Source organism: Planctomycetota bacterium (genome assembly GCA_016872555.1).
In the GTDB taxonomy this organism is placed as follows: domain Bacteria; phylum Planctomycetota; class Planctomycetia; order Pirellulales; family UBA1268; genus F1-20-MAGs016.
In genome coordinates, this window is the sequence record VGZO01000004.1 from 22681 (window position 1) to 40197 (window position 17517).

Below are 17517 nucleotides of genomic sequence, written 5' to 3' on the forward strand. Positions count from 1 at the left end.
CCACGGCCGCGCCTGACGACCGTGGGGCCCTCGCTGTCGGACGCCGAGCGAGCCTAGTCGTCGTCGCTCCCCTTGCCGCGCGAGCGCGGGCGGGGCGGAAGTGGCGCTCCGACACGCGTCGCGAGCATGGTGTCGAGCGCTTCCCGGAGGCGTTCACGCACCGGAGCCGCGGCCGCGTCGGCAATCAGATTGCGCTCCTCGACGAACGGTTGCCCCGGCGGCGGCGTCGGGTAGGCATACAACTCCTCGGTGATCGTCCGGCGCGACGGCCACTCGACCCAGCGGGTGTAGCGGTGCGCCGGGCTGCGGAGCGAGTACCCCATCACCTCCGGATCGGCGTTCCTGAATGGCCGGGCGAACTGGCTGAGGGCGACGTCGCGCCCCGGCGCGAGCGGGTCGGCCAATTGCGGCATGAGACTCCGGCCGGCGAGATCGGCCGGGGCCGGCACGCCGGCCGCCTCGGCGAGCGTCGGGTAGACGTCGACCAGCTCGACCAAGGCTTCCGTCGCCAGGCCGGGGTGTGCCATCCCCGGCGCACGGATCACCAGCGGCACGCGCGTGTCGCGCTCGAAATTGGTCGCCTTGCACCAGTGGTCCCCCTCGCCGAGCGAATAGCCGTGGTCGCCCCAGAGGACGACGATCGTCCGCTCCGCCAGGCCGAGCCGGTCGAGCGCGTCGAGCACCCGCCCCACCTGGGCGTCGACGTAGCTCACGCAGGCGTAGTAGCCGTGGCGCAGGTCCCGCGCCGTCCCCACATCGACGCGTTCGTCGGCCGGGATCCCCCTGTAGCCGGCCAGCTCGCGATGGTCGGGCCAGGCAATGTCGGGAGCGCTGGCAGGACGGTCCGGGGAGGGCACCGGGCCGAGGGCCGCCGGGTCGTGGAGGTCCCAGTAGCGTGCCGGGGCGTTGAACGGGAGATGGGGCTTGAAGAACCCGACGGCGAGGAAGAACGGCGCGTCGCCGGCGGCTGCCGCGCCGAGGGCGGCGATCGCCGCGTCGGCGAGCCGGCCGTCGGCGAAGCCGTCGTCGGCGACGTCGACGCGCTCCCAGGGGAGCCCCTTTCCGCGCCCCGCCGATTCCGGGAGCAGCGCCGTCTTCCACCCCTTCTCGCGGAGGAGCGGCGGCACCGACCAGCCCGCCGGATCCTCCTCGCGCGTGTCGCCGCTGGCCACCTTGCCGAGCGACCGGGTCGTCCAGCCGGCGCGGAGAAACGCCTGCGGCAGCGTGACGGCGTCGGGGAGCGTGTCGCGGAAGCGGTGGCGGTTGTGCCACACCCGGGTCTGGTCGGGGAGCCGCCCGGTGAGCAGCGCCGTCCGCGACGGCCCGCAGACGGCCTGCGCGCAGTAGGCGCTGAGGAACGTGCGCCCGCCGCCGGCGAGCCGGTCGATGTGGGGGGTGCGTGCCAGCCGATCGCCGTAGCAGCCGAGCGCTGGTCGGAGGTCGTCGATCGCGATGAACAGCACGTTCGGCCGGGCGGCCGCCGCGGGCACCGCCCCGGCGGCACACACCACCAGCCAGGCTCCCCACCACGCCGCCGTCCGGGCGAACGCCATCGCTAGTCCTCCACCTGCCCGCGCTTCTTCTTCCCGCGCCCTGTCTGCGCCTCACGGGCGAGCTGCGCCGGATCGTGGTCGGGATTGGGGCGCATCATCTCGGCCCCCACCTCGCGCCGCCAGGCCGCCAGATCGCCGGCGAGCGACGCGACGAGGTCGGGCCGCTCGGCGGCGCGGTTCAGCGACTCGCCGGGATCGGTGGCGAGGTCATAGAGCTCGATCCCCTCCGGGTCGAACGACTCGACGAGTTTCCAGTCGCCGCGCCGGATCGCCCCCCCCGGCGCCGTGGCGGGGTGGTCGCTGTAGTGCGGGTAGTGCCAGTGGAGCACGGCGCGCGGCGAAGCGGCGCCATCGACGAGCGGCACCAGATCGATCCCGTCGAGGTGCTGGTGCGGCCGCGGGGGAAGGCCGGCCACCGCGAGGCAGGTGGGGGCGAGGTCCATCGTCGTCACCGGCGCGGCGACCTCCCGCCCCGCGGCGCGGCCCCCCGGCAGCCTGATGACCAGCGGCACGCGAATTCCCCCCTCGTGCAGCGCCCCCTTGTGGCCGCGGAGCGGCGCGTTGCTCGTGGCGCCGGAGAACCCGCCGTTGTCGGAGGTGAAGATCACGAGCGTGTCGTCGGCCACCCCGGCCCCGTCGAGGGCATCGAGCACCCGGCCGACGCTGTCGTCGATCGACTCGACCATCGCGGCGTAGACCGGCTTCCCCTGGCGCTCCGCTTCCGGCACCGCCGCGTAGCGCGCGGTCACGTCGGCCTTCGCCTGGAGCGGCGTGTGGACGCCGTAGTGGGCGAGGTGGAGGAAGAACGGGCGCGTGCGCGGGCGACGGATGAAGGCCACCGCCTCGTCGGTGAGCCGGTCGGCGAGATACTCGCCGTCGTGGCCGTCGGGGAGGACATTCCAAGTGGCGCGGAGCGGTGTCGTCGGGATCTTCCAGTTGCCGGCGTAGGGGAAGAAGTGGCTGCCCGGGGCGCCGTGCGCGTTGCCGCCGACGTTGACGTCGAAGCCGTGGTGCTCGGGCAGCGAAAACGGCTCCCCGCCGAGGTGCCACTTGCCGACATGGACGGTCTCGTAGCCGGCAACGCGAAAAACCTCTGCGAGCGTGATCTCCTCGGGGGGCAGGGCGCGCACGAAGCGGGCCTCGCGGAGCCGGGCGGCGGGGTTCCAGCGGCCACTCGGCAGCCAGTCGGTGAGCAGCAGCCGCGCGGGCGCCTTGCCGGTGAACAGCGCCGCGCGGGTCGGCGAGCAGACCGGGCAGGCGGCGTAGGCGGTGGTGAACCGCACGCCAGAGGCGGCGAGCCGGTCGATGTGCGGCGTCTTGTAGAAGCTGCTGCCTGCGTAGCCGACGTCGCGCCAGCCGAGATCGTCGATCACGATCACGACGACGTTGGGGGCGGCGTGCAGGAGGTGCCCACCCCACAGCACACTCACCGCGAGGACAGTCGCCGCGAAGGCACGCGCCCGACTCATGATCCCTCCTCTGGCGTGCCCGCGGCCGCGGCCCGTCGCTTCTTCTTCGCCCCCTTCGCCGAGCGGTCGGGCGCGTCGTTGGCCGGCAGCCTGGCCGCCAGCGCCGCCTCCACGGCGGCATGCTCGGGGCGGCCGGCGAGGTTCGTCCACTCGTGGGGATCGGCGGCGTGGTCGTAGAGCTCGACGCCGCCGTCGGCGTAGCGGATCAGCCGCCAGCGCTCGTCGCGCAGCGCGTGGTTGCCGCGGCCGTGCGTGGTCAGCGCGGGATGGTCCCACGCACGGTCGGGGCGCTCGAGCAGGGGCCGGAGGCTGCGCCCGTCGAGTGCCGGCGGCGTGTCGAGGCCGCAGAGATCGACGATGGTCGGAAACAGGTCGACGAGCCCCACCGGCCGGGAACAGCGCCCGCCGGGGACCGTCACGCCCGGCGCGATCACGACCAGGGGCACGCGCGTCGAGCGCTCCCAGAGCGTGAACTTGTGGAGATGGTCCTTCTCGCCGAGGTGCCAGCCATGGTCGCTCCACAGGACGACGATCGTCCGCTCCCGCGCCGGCGAGGCGTCGAGGGCGTCGACGAGCCGGCCGACGAGCGCGTCGCAGAACGAGATCGACGCCAGGTAGGCCTGGAGCAGCTCGTGTTCCTTCCCTGCGGCACGGACGAGCTCGAGGTCGCCGCGCCGCGCGGCCGCCATCCGCTGGCCGGCCGCGGGGAGGTCGGCGCAGTCGTCGGCCTTCACCGGCGGGGGCACGATCGCGTCGGGCGGATAGGCGTCGAAATACCTCCGCGGCGCGTACCAGGGGAGGTGCGGTCGGTAGATCCCCGCGGCGAGGAAAAACGGCTCGCGCGGCGGCGCGCGGAGGATCCGCTCCGCCCAGGCGACCATCCGGCCGTCGCCGGAGTCGGCGTCGTCGGCATCGAGCGGGCCCCAGTCGAACTCACGCGCGTTGTCGGGGGGCCGGGCCAGGTCGCGGACCGAGGCGAGCCCGTTGCGCGGAAATCCCTCCGGCCAGCGGAACGCCTCCGGATCGAGGCCGGCGGCGAGCGCCTGCTGGTAGGGACCGTCGAAGACCTGCGGAAACCACTCGTCCCAGTCGGCAACGCGGTTGAAGCCTGGCATGTGATGGTTGATCTTGCCGCCACCGGCGACGAACGCGCCATGGCGGCGAAACCAGCCGGGAATCGTCGCCACGTCGCCGAGCGCCTCGTGCCAGACGACCGAGTTGTCGTGGATCCCGGTGGCATGCGGCGCGCGGCCGGTGAGGACGGCGACGCGCGACGGGTTGCAGACCGGCGCAGGGCAATGGGCGTTGGTGAACAGCATCCCGCGGGCCGCGAGCCGATCGAGGTGCGGCGTGTGCACCTGCGGATGGCCGCCGAGGCAGCCGACCCAGTCGTTGAGATCGTCGACGACGACGAACAGGACGTTGGCCGTCGGCGGCGCTGCGGCGGCGGCGCCACGGGCGGGCCCGCACGCCGCCGCGCTCGCCACGAGCCCGGCGACGATCGCAACGGCGGCCCGACGCGACCCGCCGTTCATGCCGCCTTCCCCGGGGCGGGCGCGGCGGCCGGCGGCTCGCGGCCGAAGAAGTAGTCGGGATACCCCCAGCGGTGCTTCGCTGCCTCCTTCTTCTTCGGCTGCCCCCGCACCTCCTCGGTGAAGCGGCGCACGAGGGCCGGATCGAGGAGCGGATCGGCCGACTCCCGCCGCCAGGCTTCCAGCGCCACCGCGAGCCGGTCGCGGACCGCGGCATGGACGGGGTCGGCGGCGAGGTTGGTGAACTCGTGGGGGTCGGCGGCGAGGTCGTAGAGTTCGAAGCGCGGCGGGCGGCGCATCGTCGCGTAGCCGGCCCGGACCGTGGCCGGCGCCGTCGCGAGCGCCTCGATCGCCGACGGAAACTGCTCGATCGTGAAGTCGTGGCCCGGATTGACCTCGTCGGGGAGGAGGTTTTCGATCAGCTTCCAGCGCCCGTCGCGCACGCTCCGCTGCGGGTAGACGTTGCGCTTCGTGGCCTGCGTGTGGTATTCGGCGAACAGGTGCTCGCGCCATGCCGGCGTGCCGGGGGCGAACAGCGCCACGAGCGACCGGCCGGGGAGCGCGTGATCGGCCGGCTGCCCGGCCACCTCGAGAAACGTCGGCAGGAGGTCGATCGACGAGACGAGCTCGCGCCGCACCTGCCCCGGGGCGATCTTCCCCGGCCAGCGCGCGATCAGCGGGATCCGCAGCCCCCCTTCGTAGCAGGTCCGCTTGCCGCGGAGCATGTCGGCCCCGTGGTCTCCCATGGCGATCACCAGGGTGTCGCGTGCCTTCCCCGAGGCCTCGAGCGCCGAAAGCAGGTCGCCGACGAGCGCGTCGAGCCGCATCAGGCAGTTGTAATAGTCGGCGACGTGGCCGCGCAACTCGGGCGTGTCGACGCCGAAGCCGGGCAGCGCGCGGACGTCGTCGGCACCGAGCGGCACTGCGGGCAGGCCGTCGACCTGCCGGAGGCGCGGATCGTGGGCGTCGGGATAGTTGATCGAGAGGAAGAACGGCGCGTCGCCGGCGGCGAAGAACTCGGCAGCGTGGCGGGCGTAGGCGGCGAGGTCCTTGCGGTCGAAGTTCGAGATCCCGAGCCGCATGAAGTCGAACGGAAACGCCCCCTCGGGGTTGACGTGGAGCTTGCCGATCAGGCCGGTCCGGTAGCCGGCCGCCGCGAGCCGGCGCGGGAGGGTGGGGATGTCGTCGCGGTAGAGGCGGAAGCCCCACGTCGCCAGGCCGACCTGGCCGTGCTGGTGTGGGTAGAGCCCGGTGAGGAAGCTGGCCCGCGACGAGCTGCAGCCGGCCTGCGTGACGAACGCCCGGTCGAAGCGGATGCCGTCGGCGGCGAGCCGGTCGAGCACCGGCGTGCGCACGAACGGATCGCCGTAGCAGCCGAGCTCGGGGCCGTGGTCCTCGGAGACGATGAGGAGGATGTTGGGGCGGTCGGCCGCGCGTGCGGTCGGCGACACGAGGGCGACCGCCACGGCGCCGCTCGCGATCACCAACCACATCCGCCGTTCACCGTGGCGACGGCGCTGGGTTCGGCTGCCCGTCCGCCGCAGCCTCGGCTCGGGCTCGACAGAGGGGGACGCCCCTCGCGCGTCTGCCCTCGCATCGACCCGCAGCCAGTCGGTGACGGGCCGATGCGAGGGCGACGGCGGAGGGGCTCCGCGGGTCCCTGGGAAAAAAGGACCGCAGTGGCCGGCGGCCTCATCGCTCGCCTGCGGCGGCGCGGTTGGCCCTTCGACTCCCGAATAGATCGCCGTGGACATACCCCCTCCCGTTTCCTGCCACCACCGCGCCCGGCCGGAATGGTATCACGGTGCCTGACGACTCGGGCATCGGCAGACGCCCGATGGCGGCATCGGCAGGAGCATGGATCGCCGCAGTAACACTGGCAGCGGTAGCGGCACGGCACGGCTCAGAGCAACGGCAACGGCAACGGTCGCAGCGGTAGCAGAAGCCCTGGTAGCTCAGGGGCGGGTCTCCACCTTCATCCCGTCGTTCTCCATCGAGTCGGGATCGACGAGACGGGCGCTCTGCGAATCGGGACCAGCAATGATCCGGCATGCCCGCCCCCCAGGGACCCGCGAAGCCCCTCCGCCATCGCCGTCGCATCGGCCCGTCACCCCTGGCTGCGGGTCGATGCGACGGCGAGGCGCGAGGGGCGTCCCCTCTGTCGAGCCCGAGCCGAGGCTCCGTCGTTCAAGAAGCCACCTGATCTTCCACAAGGTCCATGATTGTCGCACCTGCGCATGCCCTTCTCCTTCCGTCCCATGATCTCGGCCTGCCTACCCCTGGCGATCGCCCTCGCCGCGGCCGCCGCGCACGCCGCCGAGCCGCTCCGCTGGCAACCGCTCCCGCCGCTCCCCGACGCTCTGGGCGTCGCCGGGCCGTTCGTCGGCATCCACGGCGGGGCGGTGATCGTCGCCGGTGGAGCGAACTTCCCGGTCGCCCCTGGCGAAGACCGTTGGACGGTGCCGAAGCGCTGGCAGCAGGGCGTTTGGGTCCTGCCGCGCGACGGCTCCGGCTGGCTCGCCGCGGCACCCCTCCCCCGGCCGCGCGCCGGCGGCGCCGTCGCGTCGATCCCCGCCGGCGTGGTCTGCATCGGTGGCGACGACGGCGCGACGGCAGTGGCGACCGTCACGCTCCTCCGCTGGGATCCGGGCACCGGTCAGGTCGTCGCGCGTGAGCTTCCGCCGTTGCCGCACCCGCTCACCGCCTGCGCCGCCGCCGCGCTCGGCAGCGTCGTCTACGTCGCCGGGGGACAGCGGGGCACCGCCCCCGACGGCGCGACGGCCGCGTTCCTCCGGCTCGACTGCCGCCCCCTCGACCGCGGCTCTCCCGCCGGGGAGCTCCACTGGGAGGCGCTTCCCGACGTTCCCGGCGGACCGCGGGCGCTGCCGGTGGTCGTCGCCCGGGGCTCGGGCGCGGTCCACGTCATCAGCGGGCGGCGTTCGATGGCGGGTGGAGCGGCCGCCGCGATCGAGGCCCTCGTCGACCACTGGGAGTTCGACGCCGCGCGGGTCGCCGCCGATCCGGGGTCGGGCTGGATCCGGCGCGCCCCCCTGCCGCAGCCGGCGATGGCGGGAAGCGCGGTGGCGGCCGGCGCGGCGCACATCGTCGTCGTCTCCGGCGACGATGGCGCGCTGTGGCAGCGGACCGCGATCCTCCGCGACGCGCATCCCGGTTTCGCCCCGCGGGCACTGGCCTACGGCGCCGCGGCCGACCGCTGGACGGCGCTCGCTCCTCCCCCGGTCAACCAACTGGCGACGCCTGCCGTGCCGGTCACCGACGGGTTCATCCTCGTCAGCGGCGAGGTGAAACCGCGCCACCGCTCACCGGCGGCGTGGCGTGTGTCGATCGACACGGATGCCCTCCCTGTTCCCTGACGGTCGTTCTCCTCACCATGCACCCCCACGCCGGACAGCCGCCGCTGGTTCCCTGCCGCGCCCAGGGCCCGGGCACGGAACTGTTCATCGTCGAGGGGGAGTCGGCCGCCGGCGCCGTGGCGCGGGTCCGCGACGAGGCGTTCCAGGCGGTGCTGGCGCTGCGCGGCAAACCGCTCAACGCCCTCCGCGCCCCGCGCGGCCGCGTCGCCGGCCATGCCTTCTTCGCCGCCCTCTCCGCGGCCCTCGGCGTGCCGCTCGGCGGCGATGGCGCGGCCTCCCCGGCGCGCTACGAACGCCTCCTGTTGCTGATGGATCCCGATGCCGACGGGATCCACTGCGGCGCCCTGGTCGTCGCCTTCCTCCACCGCTGGATGCCGTTCCTGCTCGACCGGCGTTGCGTCGAGATCGTCAGGCCGCCCTGGGGAGAAGTCGTGCCGACCGACGGCAGCGAGCCGGCGCTGGCCTGGTCCGACGGCGAACTGAAAGCCCTGGCCGCGGCGCGGGCCGCCGGGGCTGTCGCGCGGCGCTTCCGCGGCCTGGCCGCGCTCGACGCCGCGCTGCTCGCGCGGACGTGCGTCGCTCCCGCGACGCGGCGCGCGGACGCCGTCACGCAGGCCGACGCCGCCGAGATCATCGTCCTGCTGGGCGAGTGAGCGGCGCCGCGACAGCCGGGCGCCGGGAGGCATGCGTCAGCCGGAAGGCGACGCTCCCGGCGGAGACGAACCGGCCGGCGGCAACGTGCCCACACCGGGGCGAGCCGGACCGCGCGGCGGACCGGACGGCGCTCCGGGACCTCCCGGATACGGAGTCCCCGGGCTACCGGGGATCGTTCCCGGCGGAACTGAACCCGGCGGAGCCGAGCCCGGCGGAAGGGAACCGGGGGGCAGCGCACCCGGAGGCAAGGACCCAGGAGGCAAGGACCCCGGAGGCAGCGATCCGGGGGGCAGCGCCCCCGGCGGCGTCGCGCCCGGCGGTGTCGTCCCCGGGGGATTCTGCCCGGCGAACTGGTCGGGGGAGTTGCGCTTCTTCTTTCCCTCGCGCTTGTTCTTGCACAGGATCATCACCGTGCTCGGCCCGGACTGCTCCTGGACATCGGGCCATTCGAGCTTCGGTCGCCCGCTGGCCGGCTCGATATCCTCGACATGCTCGCGGATGAACGGCCATACGCGCTCGATCGGGATGCCGACGTTGTAGGCGTTGCCGACATTGCTCGTGCGGACGATTGCCACGACCACGCCGATGACGGCCCCCGTGTCGTCGATCAGCGGACCGCCGCTGTTGCCGGGATTGGTCTGTGCGCCATGGAGGAAATTGCCGCCGTCGAGCTGGGGGTCGGCGGCCGACATCACGTCGCCCTGCGAGCCCTTCACTTCCATCCCCAGCGCCGTTCCGGCTGGGTAGCCAAGGGCCATGATGCGGCTTCCGCTGCGCGGCATCTTCGGCGCCAGCGGGAGTGGGTCGGCCGACAGATCTTCGCATCGCAACAGCGCGACGTCGGGGTTGTCGATCGACGCGACGAGCGTAGCCACGACTTGCCGCTCCTTGTCGGCAGGGTCGAAGACGACGAACTCGTTGCCGTCCTCGATGACGTGCTTGTTGGTGAGGATATAGCCCGGGGCGATCACGAATCCGGTGCCGCTCGAGATCCGGACGACGGTGTCCTCCTCCGGTTCGTCGAGCAGCGCGTTGCCGTCGGTCCGGTTGCGGGTGTCCCAGCGGCGACCGTTTGGAAGCAGGACGGTGAAGGCGAGGATCCCGCGGCCGTTCCCGCCGGCTTCACCCCCCGGCCCCTGCCCCGCCGCGCCCGGGCCGCCACGCCCGCCGGGACCGCCACGACCTCCCGGGCCGGGGCCACCTCCTCCCGGCGGAGCGCCAGGGATGCCTCCCGGGGGCCCGCCTGGCGACGCACCGCCGGCGAGGCCGTCACCGTCGCCGGGCGCGCCACCGGGCGCCGCCCCGCCCCCGTCACCACCGGGGCCGCCACCACCGCGGCTGAACTTGCCGGGGTCGTAGGGACTCAGCCCGAGATCGTGGATCGCCCAGCGGTACAGTTCGTTGATCTCCTGGGCGTTCTTCTCCGGGATGCGCAGCCGCATCGTGTTGGCACCGGCGCCGATCGTGACCCCGAGGTTGTCACAGACGTCCTGGAGGTCGGGCATGATGTCGAGCGCCTTCTTGAAGTGGCGGGCAGCGGCGCCATACCGCTTCAGGAAGACCTCGCTGACGGCGAGGTTGTTGTAGGCGAAGGCGTTGCCCGGCTCGCGCTTGATCACTTCGGAGAAGTGCTCGGCGGCCTTGAGGTCGTTGTCGGCGACGAGCGAGTAGATCAGCCCCATGATGAAGTCGGCCTTGCCGCTCTCGGGATGGAGCCGGCTGGCCCGCGTCAACTCGTCCTTACACAGTTCGCGGTCGTTGAGGCGCCACAGCTCGAAGGAGTGCGTGATCAAGCGCTCGGTCTGCTGTTCGATCTCCTCGTACTCCTGCTGCGTGACCCAGCGCTTGCCGAGCCGGCGCCGCTTCTCGTCGGCATACTTCAGCCAGTCCTTCAACCGCGCTTCGGCGGCCTTCCGCTCGATCGTCGGCAGTTTCTTGTCGGCGAGGTAGATCTTGTAGACCTGCACCGCCTCGGCCGCGGTCCGGCAGGCGAGGGCGTCGGCCTCGATCGCTTTGATCTCCTCGGGCACCGGTCCCGGATCGATGCCGTGGACGCCGACCTGGGGCGTGCTCGGCTGCGACTTCTTGCCCGAGCCCGGCTTCGCTCCCGGCGACTGGGCACCGGCCGGCGCGGCCACCAGCACCAGCGCGAGAGAGGCGACGAGCACCGTGAACGTCCGAAACGCGAAGCGCGGCATGGATCTCACACTCGGCGAAGACGGGGATACCGGGCACCGGCAGATGGGCGCCGACGCACGCTCCGGCGGCGTCGTCCCCACCCCACGAGGGCGATTCTACCACGGCCCCCTCGAAACCAGCCCGCCGTGCCCGGCGCGTCAGGGGAGGCGCTCGAGGTCGATCCGGGGAAACTCGGCCGGCGTCGCGGGGCGTTCGAACCGGCCGTCGAGCGCGACGCGCTCGGCGAAGAACCCGCAATTCCTCAAAAAAAAAGCCTCGCCGGCGACGCCACCGGCGTAGTCGAGCCGGTGGCCGCCGCCGGCGGTGGCATCGCCGGTGAAGCGGGCCCCCGTGACCGGATGCCAGGTCCCGGCGGTGTCGCGCACCCACTGGTTGCCGTACCGGGCCCGGCGGCCGATCCAACCTGCCGAATCATCGAAGTTCTCCAGAAACGAGTGGAACCCCGTCAGGTGCGTGTCGGTGCGCGGCCGGCGAAAGCGGGCGACCAACTGCCATTCCCCATCGGCTCCCTCCGCCGCCGGCGCGAACCATGCCGTGTAGACGGTGCTCCCCGCGCCGTCGGGGGTGACGCGGGTCAGGAACCGGTAGGTGATCCCGGCACGCCACGGATGGACGAGGAAGCTCTGGCCCCCCGAGCCCTCGCCGCCGAACGCCCCGACACGCACCCCGGGGCCGCTGGCGAGCGTCTCCACGCGGTCGGCTGCCGGGATCGCCGCGGGATCGTCGGTGGAAAACGGACTCCACACCGAGAACAGCACGCGCCGTTCGGTCGGTGAGTTGACCTGCATTCCGAAGTAGCCCTGCGCGAACCCGTTGGCCATGAAGAACGACCCCTGGGCATCCTCCCCCTCGGGCACCGTGACCTCGCAGTAGGCGTATTCGACGTCCACGCCCGAGGGGACGCGATACGACAGGTGGACACTCGGTCCCCGGCGCCCCCAGTAGTACATGCCGCCGGCGGCGTCGCGCACCGCGGAGAGCGTGAGATCGGCCGTGTCCGAGTCCACGACCAGCGTGGGCGCCGGGCCGACCGCATCGGCAGCCGCACCGGCGGGGCGGCCGAGGTCGACACGCACGTAGCCGGGACCGGCGACGTCGAAGCTCCCGAACTCCGCCCGTTCCCCCGCGACACGCGCCGTGGCGGCCCGCCCGCCGACCGTCGCCGTCAGCGTCGCCCCGGGCTTCACCCCCGCCAGCGTCAACGAAACCCGCGCGGGGCGGTCGACATGGAAGAAGACGGCGAACACCGTCGTCGGATCGCGCCAGCGCACCACGTTGCCGCCGCGCTGGAGGCCGTCGCCGGAGCCCGCCGGCGTCGCGACGACGAACGCGTTCCCGCCGAGCGGCACGGTCCACTCGGCACCGTCGGCGCCGGCGGCGCACGCTGCGGCCAGCGCGGCCGCCAGCCCCCACCGCCACCGCTGGGGCGCGCCGGTCGGCCACCAGCGGGTGGAAAACCGTTCCTTTCGCCGTTTCGTCGCCGGGGTGTCCATGGCACGATCGTAGCCGACGGGGAAGCCGCGCGACACGGTGCCAGACGCTGCCGCCGCCCCGCCCTCCACCGGAGCTTCCGCGATGCGCCTCTCGATGGTCGTCCAGCCGCCGACCGACCGGCACCTCGCCTGGGCGGCACAGGTCGGCGTCAGCGATCTGGTCGTCCCCTATCCGGGCGACGACCTCGGCGCCCTCGCCGCCACCTGCCGCCGCGCCGCGACGTTCGGCCTGAACTGTACGCACGTCGAGCGCAAGCTTCCCCACCTGGCGATCGTCCACGGGCTCCCCGAGCGCGGTCGGCAGGTCCGCGCGATCCGCGACCTCCTCGCGGCGATGGGGGACTGCGGCATGGAGGTGCTCTGTTACAATTGGATGCCCGACGAGGATTGGCAGCGGACCACCGCCACGGCTCCGGCGCGCGGCGGAGCGCTGGCGACGGCGTTCGACGTCGACGCCGTCACCGCCAACGTCACCGACGCCGACGGCCTGCCGCCGGTGCGCACGCCCGCGGAGCGGCTCTGGGAGCACCTCGAGCGGTTCCTCGACGAGATCGTGCCGGTCGCCGAGCGCCACGGGATCCGCCTCGCCCTCCACCCCGACGACCCGCCGTTGGGCGCGCTCCGCGGCCAGGCGCGGATCATCCACTCCGTCGCCGCGCTCGAGCGGGCGGTGGCGCTGGTCCCCTCCCGGGCCAATGGCGTCTGCTACTGCGTCGGGTCGCTGTTTCCCGCCGGCGAGGACGTGGTGGCGGGGATCGGCCGGCTCGGCGACGCGATCGCCTTCGTCCATGCCCGCAACGTCCGCGGCACCGCGGAGCGCTTCACCGAGACCTGGCACGACGACGGGGCGATCGACATCCCGGCGGTGATCCGCGCCCTCGCCGCGATCGGCTATTCCGGCACGCTCCGCCCCGACCACGCCCCGAGCATGGCCGGCGAGCCGAACGACACGCCCGGCTACGAGATGCTCGGCCGGCTGTTCGCGGCGGGCTACCTCCGCGGGGTGATGCAGGCCGTCGGAGCGGGCCAGCGGCAGTGATCCCCGGCCGGCCAGCGCGACTTCGACCCCGTGCGCGTCGGACTGATGACGGTCGGCATCGCCGCCCCGATGTTCATGTTCGACACGACCGTCTCAGGAAACCACGCCACCGGCCACGACTACGGCACCGGCCTGTCGGCCGACGAGCGACACGACCTTATCGAGTACATGAAGACGCTCTGACACGTTTCTCACGATCCCGTCATCCGCGGATTGTCGTTTGCCTCACCCCCGTCCGGCCGGCATCGACCGCCCCGCGGCCACCGCCTATCATGGGGACTCCGGCCAGCGGACAGTCCTGTCAGTCCTTCGCCATCGCTTTGGGGGTTTTCATGGCGGCGTCACGAATCGGTCGGTTTCTCATCGTCTCGGCCCTGGTCGTGTCGGTGGCGGCCGCGGTCGCCCCGGCCGGGGAATCGACGGCGCTCCCCGTCGACCGGCTCGTCGGCCGCCGCGCCGGCGACTTCCGGCTGATCGACGTGAAGACCGGCTCCGAGACGTGGCTCTACGGCCTGCGGATGAACAACGGCGGCATCGGCCGGATGCTCGGCTTCAAGCCGGTGCAAGGGGCGGTGCTGGTGTTCGTGTCCCCCGGCTGCCCGCTGGGCGACAAATACCTGCCGCGCCTCGACGAGCTCGCCGCCGAATACGGCCCCAAGGGAATCCGGTTCTTCGCCGTCGCCAGCGGGGCCGGCGAGACGCGCGAGAGCCTCGCCGCTTGGGCCGCCGAACGGAAGCTTTCGATCCCGCTGCTCCACGACACGGGCAGCGTCCAGGCCGACGCCCTGATGGTGGAGCGGTCCAACGAGGCGATCCTCGTGGATGGCCGGGCGAGCATCCGCTACCGCGGCCGGATCGACGACCAGTACGGCTACGACTTCTCGCGCGACGCACCGCGCGAGACGCCGCTGCGCGACGCGATCGACGCCGTCCTCGCCGGCAACGCCGTCGCGGTCAAGGCGACGCCCGTCGCCGGCTGCCTGATCACGAAGGCCGAGCCGGCGAAGTCGAAGCTCGACGGCCTCGACCGCGTCCGCCCGCCGAATTCCGACATCGCCGCCTGGCGCGACGAGCACGAACCGGCACCCGAGATCGGCCCGGTCACCTACCACCGCGACGTCGCCCCGATCGTCCAGCAGCGCTGCCAGAGCTGCCACCGTCCCGGGCAGGTCGGCGGCTTCGACCTGGTGTCGTACGACGACGCCTTCCGCCACTCGGCGATGATGGCCGAGGTGGTCGAGCAGCGCCGGATGCCTCCCTGGCACGCCGACCCGCGCCACGGCGCGTTTGCCAACGACCGCCACCTCTCCGCCCGCGACCGGGCCACGCTCCTGGCCTGGGTGAAGCAGGGCTGCCCGGAGGGCAATCCCGCCGACGCCCCGGCCCCCAAGTCGTGGCCCGAGGGGTGGACGATCGGCACGCCGGACGTGGTCTTCGAGATCCCCGAGATCACCACCGTCCCCGCCCAGGGCACGATGCCCTACGTCCACGTCTCGGTGCCGACCAACTTTACCGAAGACACCTGGATCCAGGCCGCCGAGGCCCGTCCCGGCGATGCCGGCGTGGTCCACCACATCATCGTGTTCGTCGTCCCCCCCGGGGGAGACCGCGGCCGGGCGCTGTTCGGCGGCGGTCACCTCTGCGGCTACGCGCCGGGCGACATGCCGAGCATCTTCCCGCCGGGGACGGCGAAGAAGATCGCCGCCGGCAGCGAGCTGATCTTCCAGCTCCACTACACGCCCAACGGCAAGGCGACGACCGACCGCTCGAAGGTCGGCTTCATCCTCGCCAAGGAGCCGCCGACCCGCGAGGCGCTGACGATCGGGATCGCCAATCCCGGGTTCGTGATCCCGCCGGGGGCCCCCGAGCATCCGGTGCGTTCGCAGCAGCTGTTCCGCCAGGACGTGCGCCTGCTGTCGTTCATGCCCCACATGCATCTCCGCGGCCGCTCGTTCCGCTACACGCTGACGCCTCCAGGCGACGGCGCGGCGCCGGAGGTGCTCCTCGACGTGCCGGCGTTCGACTTCGGCTGGCAGAGCTACTACGTCCTCTCCGAGCCGCGGATCCTGCCGAAGGGGGCGCTACTCGTCTGCGACGCGACGTTCGACAATTCATCGGGGAATCCGGCCAATCCCGATCCCACGAGCGTCGTCAGTTGGGGCGAGCAGACGTGGGAAGAGATGATGATCGGCTACATCGACATCGACGTGCCGGTGGGCACGTGGAAGTCGGACGGCCCGGGCGGCGGTGGCCAACGCCGCCGCCGCGCCGAAGGGGGCGAGTGACGTCGCGCGGCGGAACGAACGTTACACCAACACGCCGCACCGCTCGTCCCCCCAATCGCCAACGGCCCCTGCAAACGGCTGTTCCCTGCCGATGCTGACATCTTCCGCGGAGCCGGCCAGCCGGCGCGGTGAATTCGCGTGGCTCGCGCGGCTCGCCGCCCCCGAGCGCGGCCGGTTGGTGATCGCGTTTTTCTCGATGCTCCTCACCGGTGCCGCCGGCCTGGTCGTGCCGCGGTTCGCCGGCCGGGCCGTCGATGCGGTGCTCGTCGAGCGCAGCGTCTCGGGACTGCGGACCTGGATCGGGGCACTGGTCGGGCTGTACGTCGTCGTCGCGGCGTTCGACTATCTCGAGGCCTACCTGCTGCGTTCGGCGGCCGCGCGCGTGCTCCGCGATCTCCGCCAGCGGCTCCATGCGCACCTGCTCTCGCTGTCGCCGGCGTTTTACGAGCGCGAACGGGTCGGCGAGCTCGTGTCGCGATTGTCCGCCGACATCGGCACGATCGGCGAGGCGCTCACCGGCAGCGTCGTCAGCGCGGCGCAGCAGGGATTCGTCCTCGTCGGGGCGCTCGGGCTGATGATCTCGATCCATCCCCGGCTGACCGGCGTGATGCTCCTGGCGATCCCGCCGATCGCCGTCGCCGCCGTGCTGTTCGGGACGCGCTTCGCGCGGCTCTCCAAGGAACGTCAGGATCTCGTCGCGCGGAGCACCGTGGCCGCCGAGGAGTCGCTCGCCGGGATCCGCACCGTGCAGGCCTTCGGCCGCGAGGGGCTCGAGCGCGAGCGCTACTCGCGCGCGATCGACGCGGTGCTCGCGCTGTCGCTGCGCCTGGCGCACCTCTGGGGGGCGTACCAGGCGCTGGTCTCGATGCTCGCCTTCACCGCCGTCACGCTCGTGATCTGGTACGGCGCGTCGCTGCTGTTGGCCGACGAGCTGACTCCCGGAGACCTGATGAGCTTCATGCTCTACACGGGCAGTGCCGGCGCGGCGATCGCGTCGCTGACGCACGTCTGGGGGAGCCTCGAGAGCGCGGCCGGGTCGTCGCGCCGCGTGCGCGAGCTGCTCGCCACGGCGCCGCTGGTGGCCGATCCGCCGGCGCCGCGCGAGCTGGCCGACCCGCGGCGGTTCGCGCTGGAGGGAGTATCGTTCGCCTATGCGTCCAACCCCGGCACGCCGGCCCTGGCGGGAATCACGCTCCGCGCCGCCCCGGGCGACGTGATCGCGCTGGTCGGACCGAGCGGCGGCGGGAAGACGACGCTGGCGAGCCTGCTGGTGCGGTTTTACGACCCGCAGGCGGGGCGCGTGCTCGTGGGCGGGATCGACGTGCGCGAGCTGCGCCTCGCCGACCTCCGCGCGGCGATCGGCTACGTGACCCAAGACGTGTTCCTGTTCGGCGGGACCGTCGCCGAGAACCTCCGCTACGGCAAGCCCGACGCCACGCTCGACGAGCTCCGCGCCGCCACCGCGGCGGCCCACGCGCTGGAGTTCGTCGAGGCGCTCCCCGACGGGTTCGAGACGCTGCTCGGCGAGCGCGGCGTGCGCCTCTCGGCTGGCCAGCGCCAGCGGCTCTCGATCGCGCGCGTGTTTCTCGAAAACCCGACCATCGTCGTCCTCGACGAGGCGACCAGCGCCCTCGACGCCGAGTCGGAGCACGCCGTCGGCCGGGCGTTCGAACGCCTCCTCGAGGGACGGACGACGCTCGTCATCGCCCACCGGCTGGCCACCGTCCGCCGCGCGACGGCGGTCGTGGTCCTCGACGCCGGCCGGATCGTCGAGCAGGGCACGCACGACGAGCTTCTCGCCGCCAGCGGCACCTACCGGCGCCTGTGCGAGCTGCAGTTGCTCGTGTGACCGACCATCACCCGGGCGTGCCCGGGGCTGACCGCCACCCGCCAAGGGCGCGGTTGGTGGTGGAAGGCCG

Annotated in this window: 11 protein-coding genes; 5 read left to right on the forward strand and 6 right to left on the reverse strand. The window is 72.8% G+C overall.

The window, feature by feature from the left end; all coding sequences use genetic code 11:
- Positions 1 to 53 precede the first annotated feature (53 nt).
- From FJ309_02205 to FJ309_02220, 4 genes are read right to left on the reverse strand one after another with little or no spacing between them, the layout of a single operon-like run.
- Positions 54 to 1553: a sulfatase gene (locus FJ309_02205; protein ID MBM3953429.1), complete on the reverse strand. Its 1500-nt coding sequence runs from the start codon at positions 1551 to 1553 to the stop codon at positions 54 to 56.
- A 2-nt stretch (positions 1554 to 1555) separates the two neighbouring features.
- Entirely contained in the window at positions 1556 to 3022 is a 1467-nt protein-coding gene (locus FJ309_02210) for a sulfatase (protein MBM3953430.1), read from the reverse strand.
- The gene (locus FJ309_02215) at positions 3019 to 5067 is read right to left on the reverse strand and encodes a sulfatase (protein MBM3953431.1); all 2049 of its coding nucleotides are present in this window, start codon (positions 5065 to 5067) and stop codon (positions 3019 to 3021) included. Before FJ309_02215 ends, FJ309_02210 begins: the two co-directional genes overlap by 4 nt.
- Positions 4554 to 6308 (reverse strand): sulfatase, encoded by a 1755-nt coding sequence (locus tag FJ309_02220; protein ID MBM3953432.1) that lies wholly within the window; start codon positions 6306 to 6308, stop codon positions 4554 to 4556. The genes FJ309_02215 and FJ309_02220 overlap by 514 nt, the downstream gene beginning before the upstream one ends.
- A gap of 483 nt (positions 6309 to 6791) precedes the next feature.
- Between FJ309_02220 and FJ309_02225 the strand changes: the two genes are divergently transcribed.
- Both FJ309_02225 and FJ309_02230 read left to right on the forward strand, forming a co-directional pair.
- On the forward strand, positions 6792 to 7928 hold the full coding sequence (locus FJ309_02225; GenBank protein ID MBM3953433.1) for a hypothetical protein: 1137 nt from the start codon (positions 6792 to 6794) through the stop codon (positions 7926 to 7928).
- Between the two features lie 17 nt (positions 7929 to 7945).
- Positions 7946 to 8581, forward strand: coding sequence for a hypothetical protein (locus FJ309_02230; GenBank protein ID MBM3953434.1), 636 nt, complete (start codon positions 7946 to 7948; stop codon positions 8579 to 8581).
- Positions 8582 to 8617: 36 nt separating this feature from the next.
- Here the strand turns inward: FJ309_02230 and FJ309_02235 are convergent, their stop codons facing one another.
- Together FJ309_02235 and FJ309_02240 are read right to left on the reverse strand one after the other, a co-directional pair.
- Complete coding sequence (locus FJ309_02235) at positions 8618 to 10780, reverse strand: trypsin-like serine protease (protein MBM3953435.1); 2163 nt, start codon at positions 10778 to 10780, stop codon at positions 8618 to 8620.
- A gap of 138 nt (positions 10781 to 10918) precedes the next feature.
- Positions 10919 to 12274, reverse strand: coding sequence for a DUF3472 domain-containing protein (locus FJ309_02240; protein ID MBM3953436.1), 1356 nt, complete (start codon positions 12272 to 12274; stop codon positions 10919 to 10921).
- 82 nt (positions 12275 to 12356) lie between these two features.
- Between FJ309_02240 and FJ309_02245 the strand changes: the two genes are divergently transcribed.
- From FJ309_02245 to FJ309_02255, 3 genes are all read left to right on the forward strand, one after another.
- On the forward strand, positions 12357 to 13313 hold the full coding sequence (locus FJ309_02245) for a TIM barrel protein (protein MBM3953437.1): 957 nt from the start codon (positions 12357 to 12359) through the stop codon (positions 13311 to 13313).
- A 332-nt stretch (positions 13314 to 13645) separates the two neighbouring features.
- Entirely contained in the window at positions 13646 to 15598 is a 1953-nt protein-coding gene (locus tag FJ309_02250) for a redoxin domain-containing protein (protein MBM3953438.1), read from the forward strand.
- A 91-nt stretch (positions 15599 to 15689) separates the two neighbouring features.
- Positions 15690 to 17447: an ATP-binding cassette domain-containing protein gene (locus tag FJ309_02255; GenBank protein ID MBM3953439.1), complete on the forward strand. Its 1758-nt coding sequence runs from the start codon at positions 15690 to 15692 to the stop codon at positions 17445 to 17447.
- The last annotated feature ends 70 nt before the right edge of the window (positions 17448 to 17517 follow it).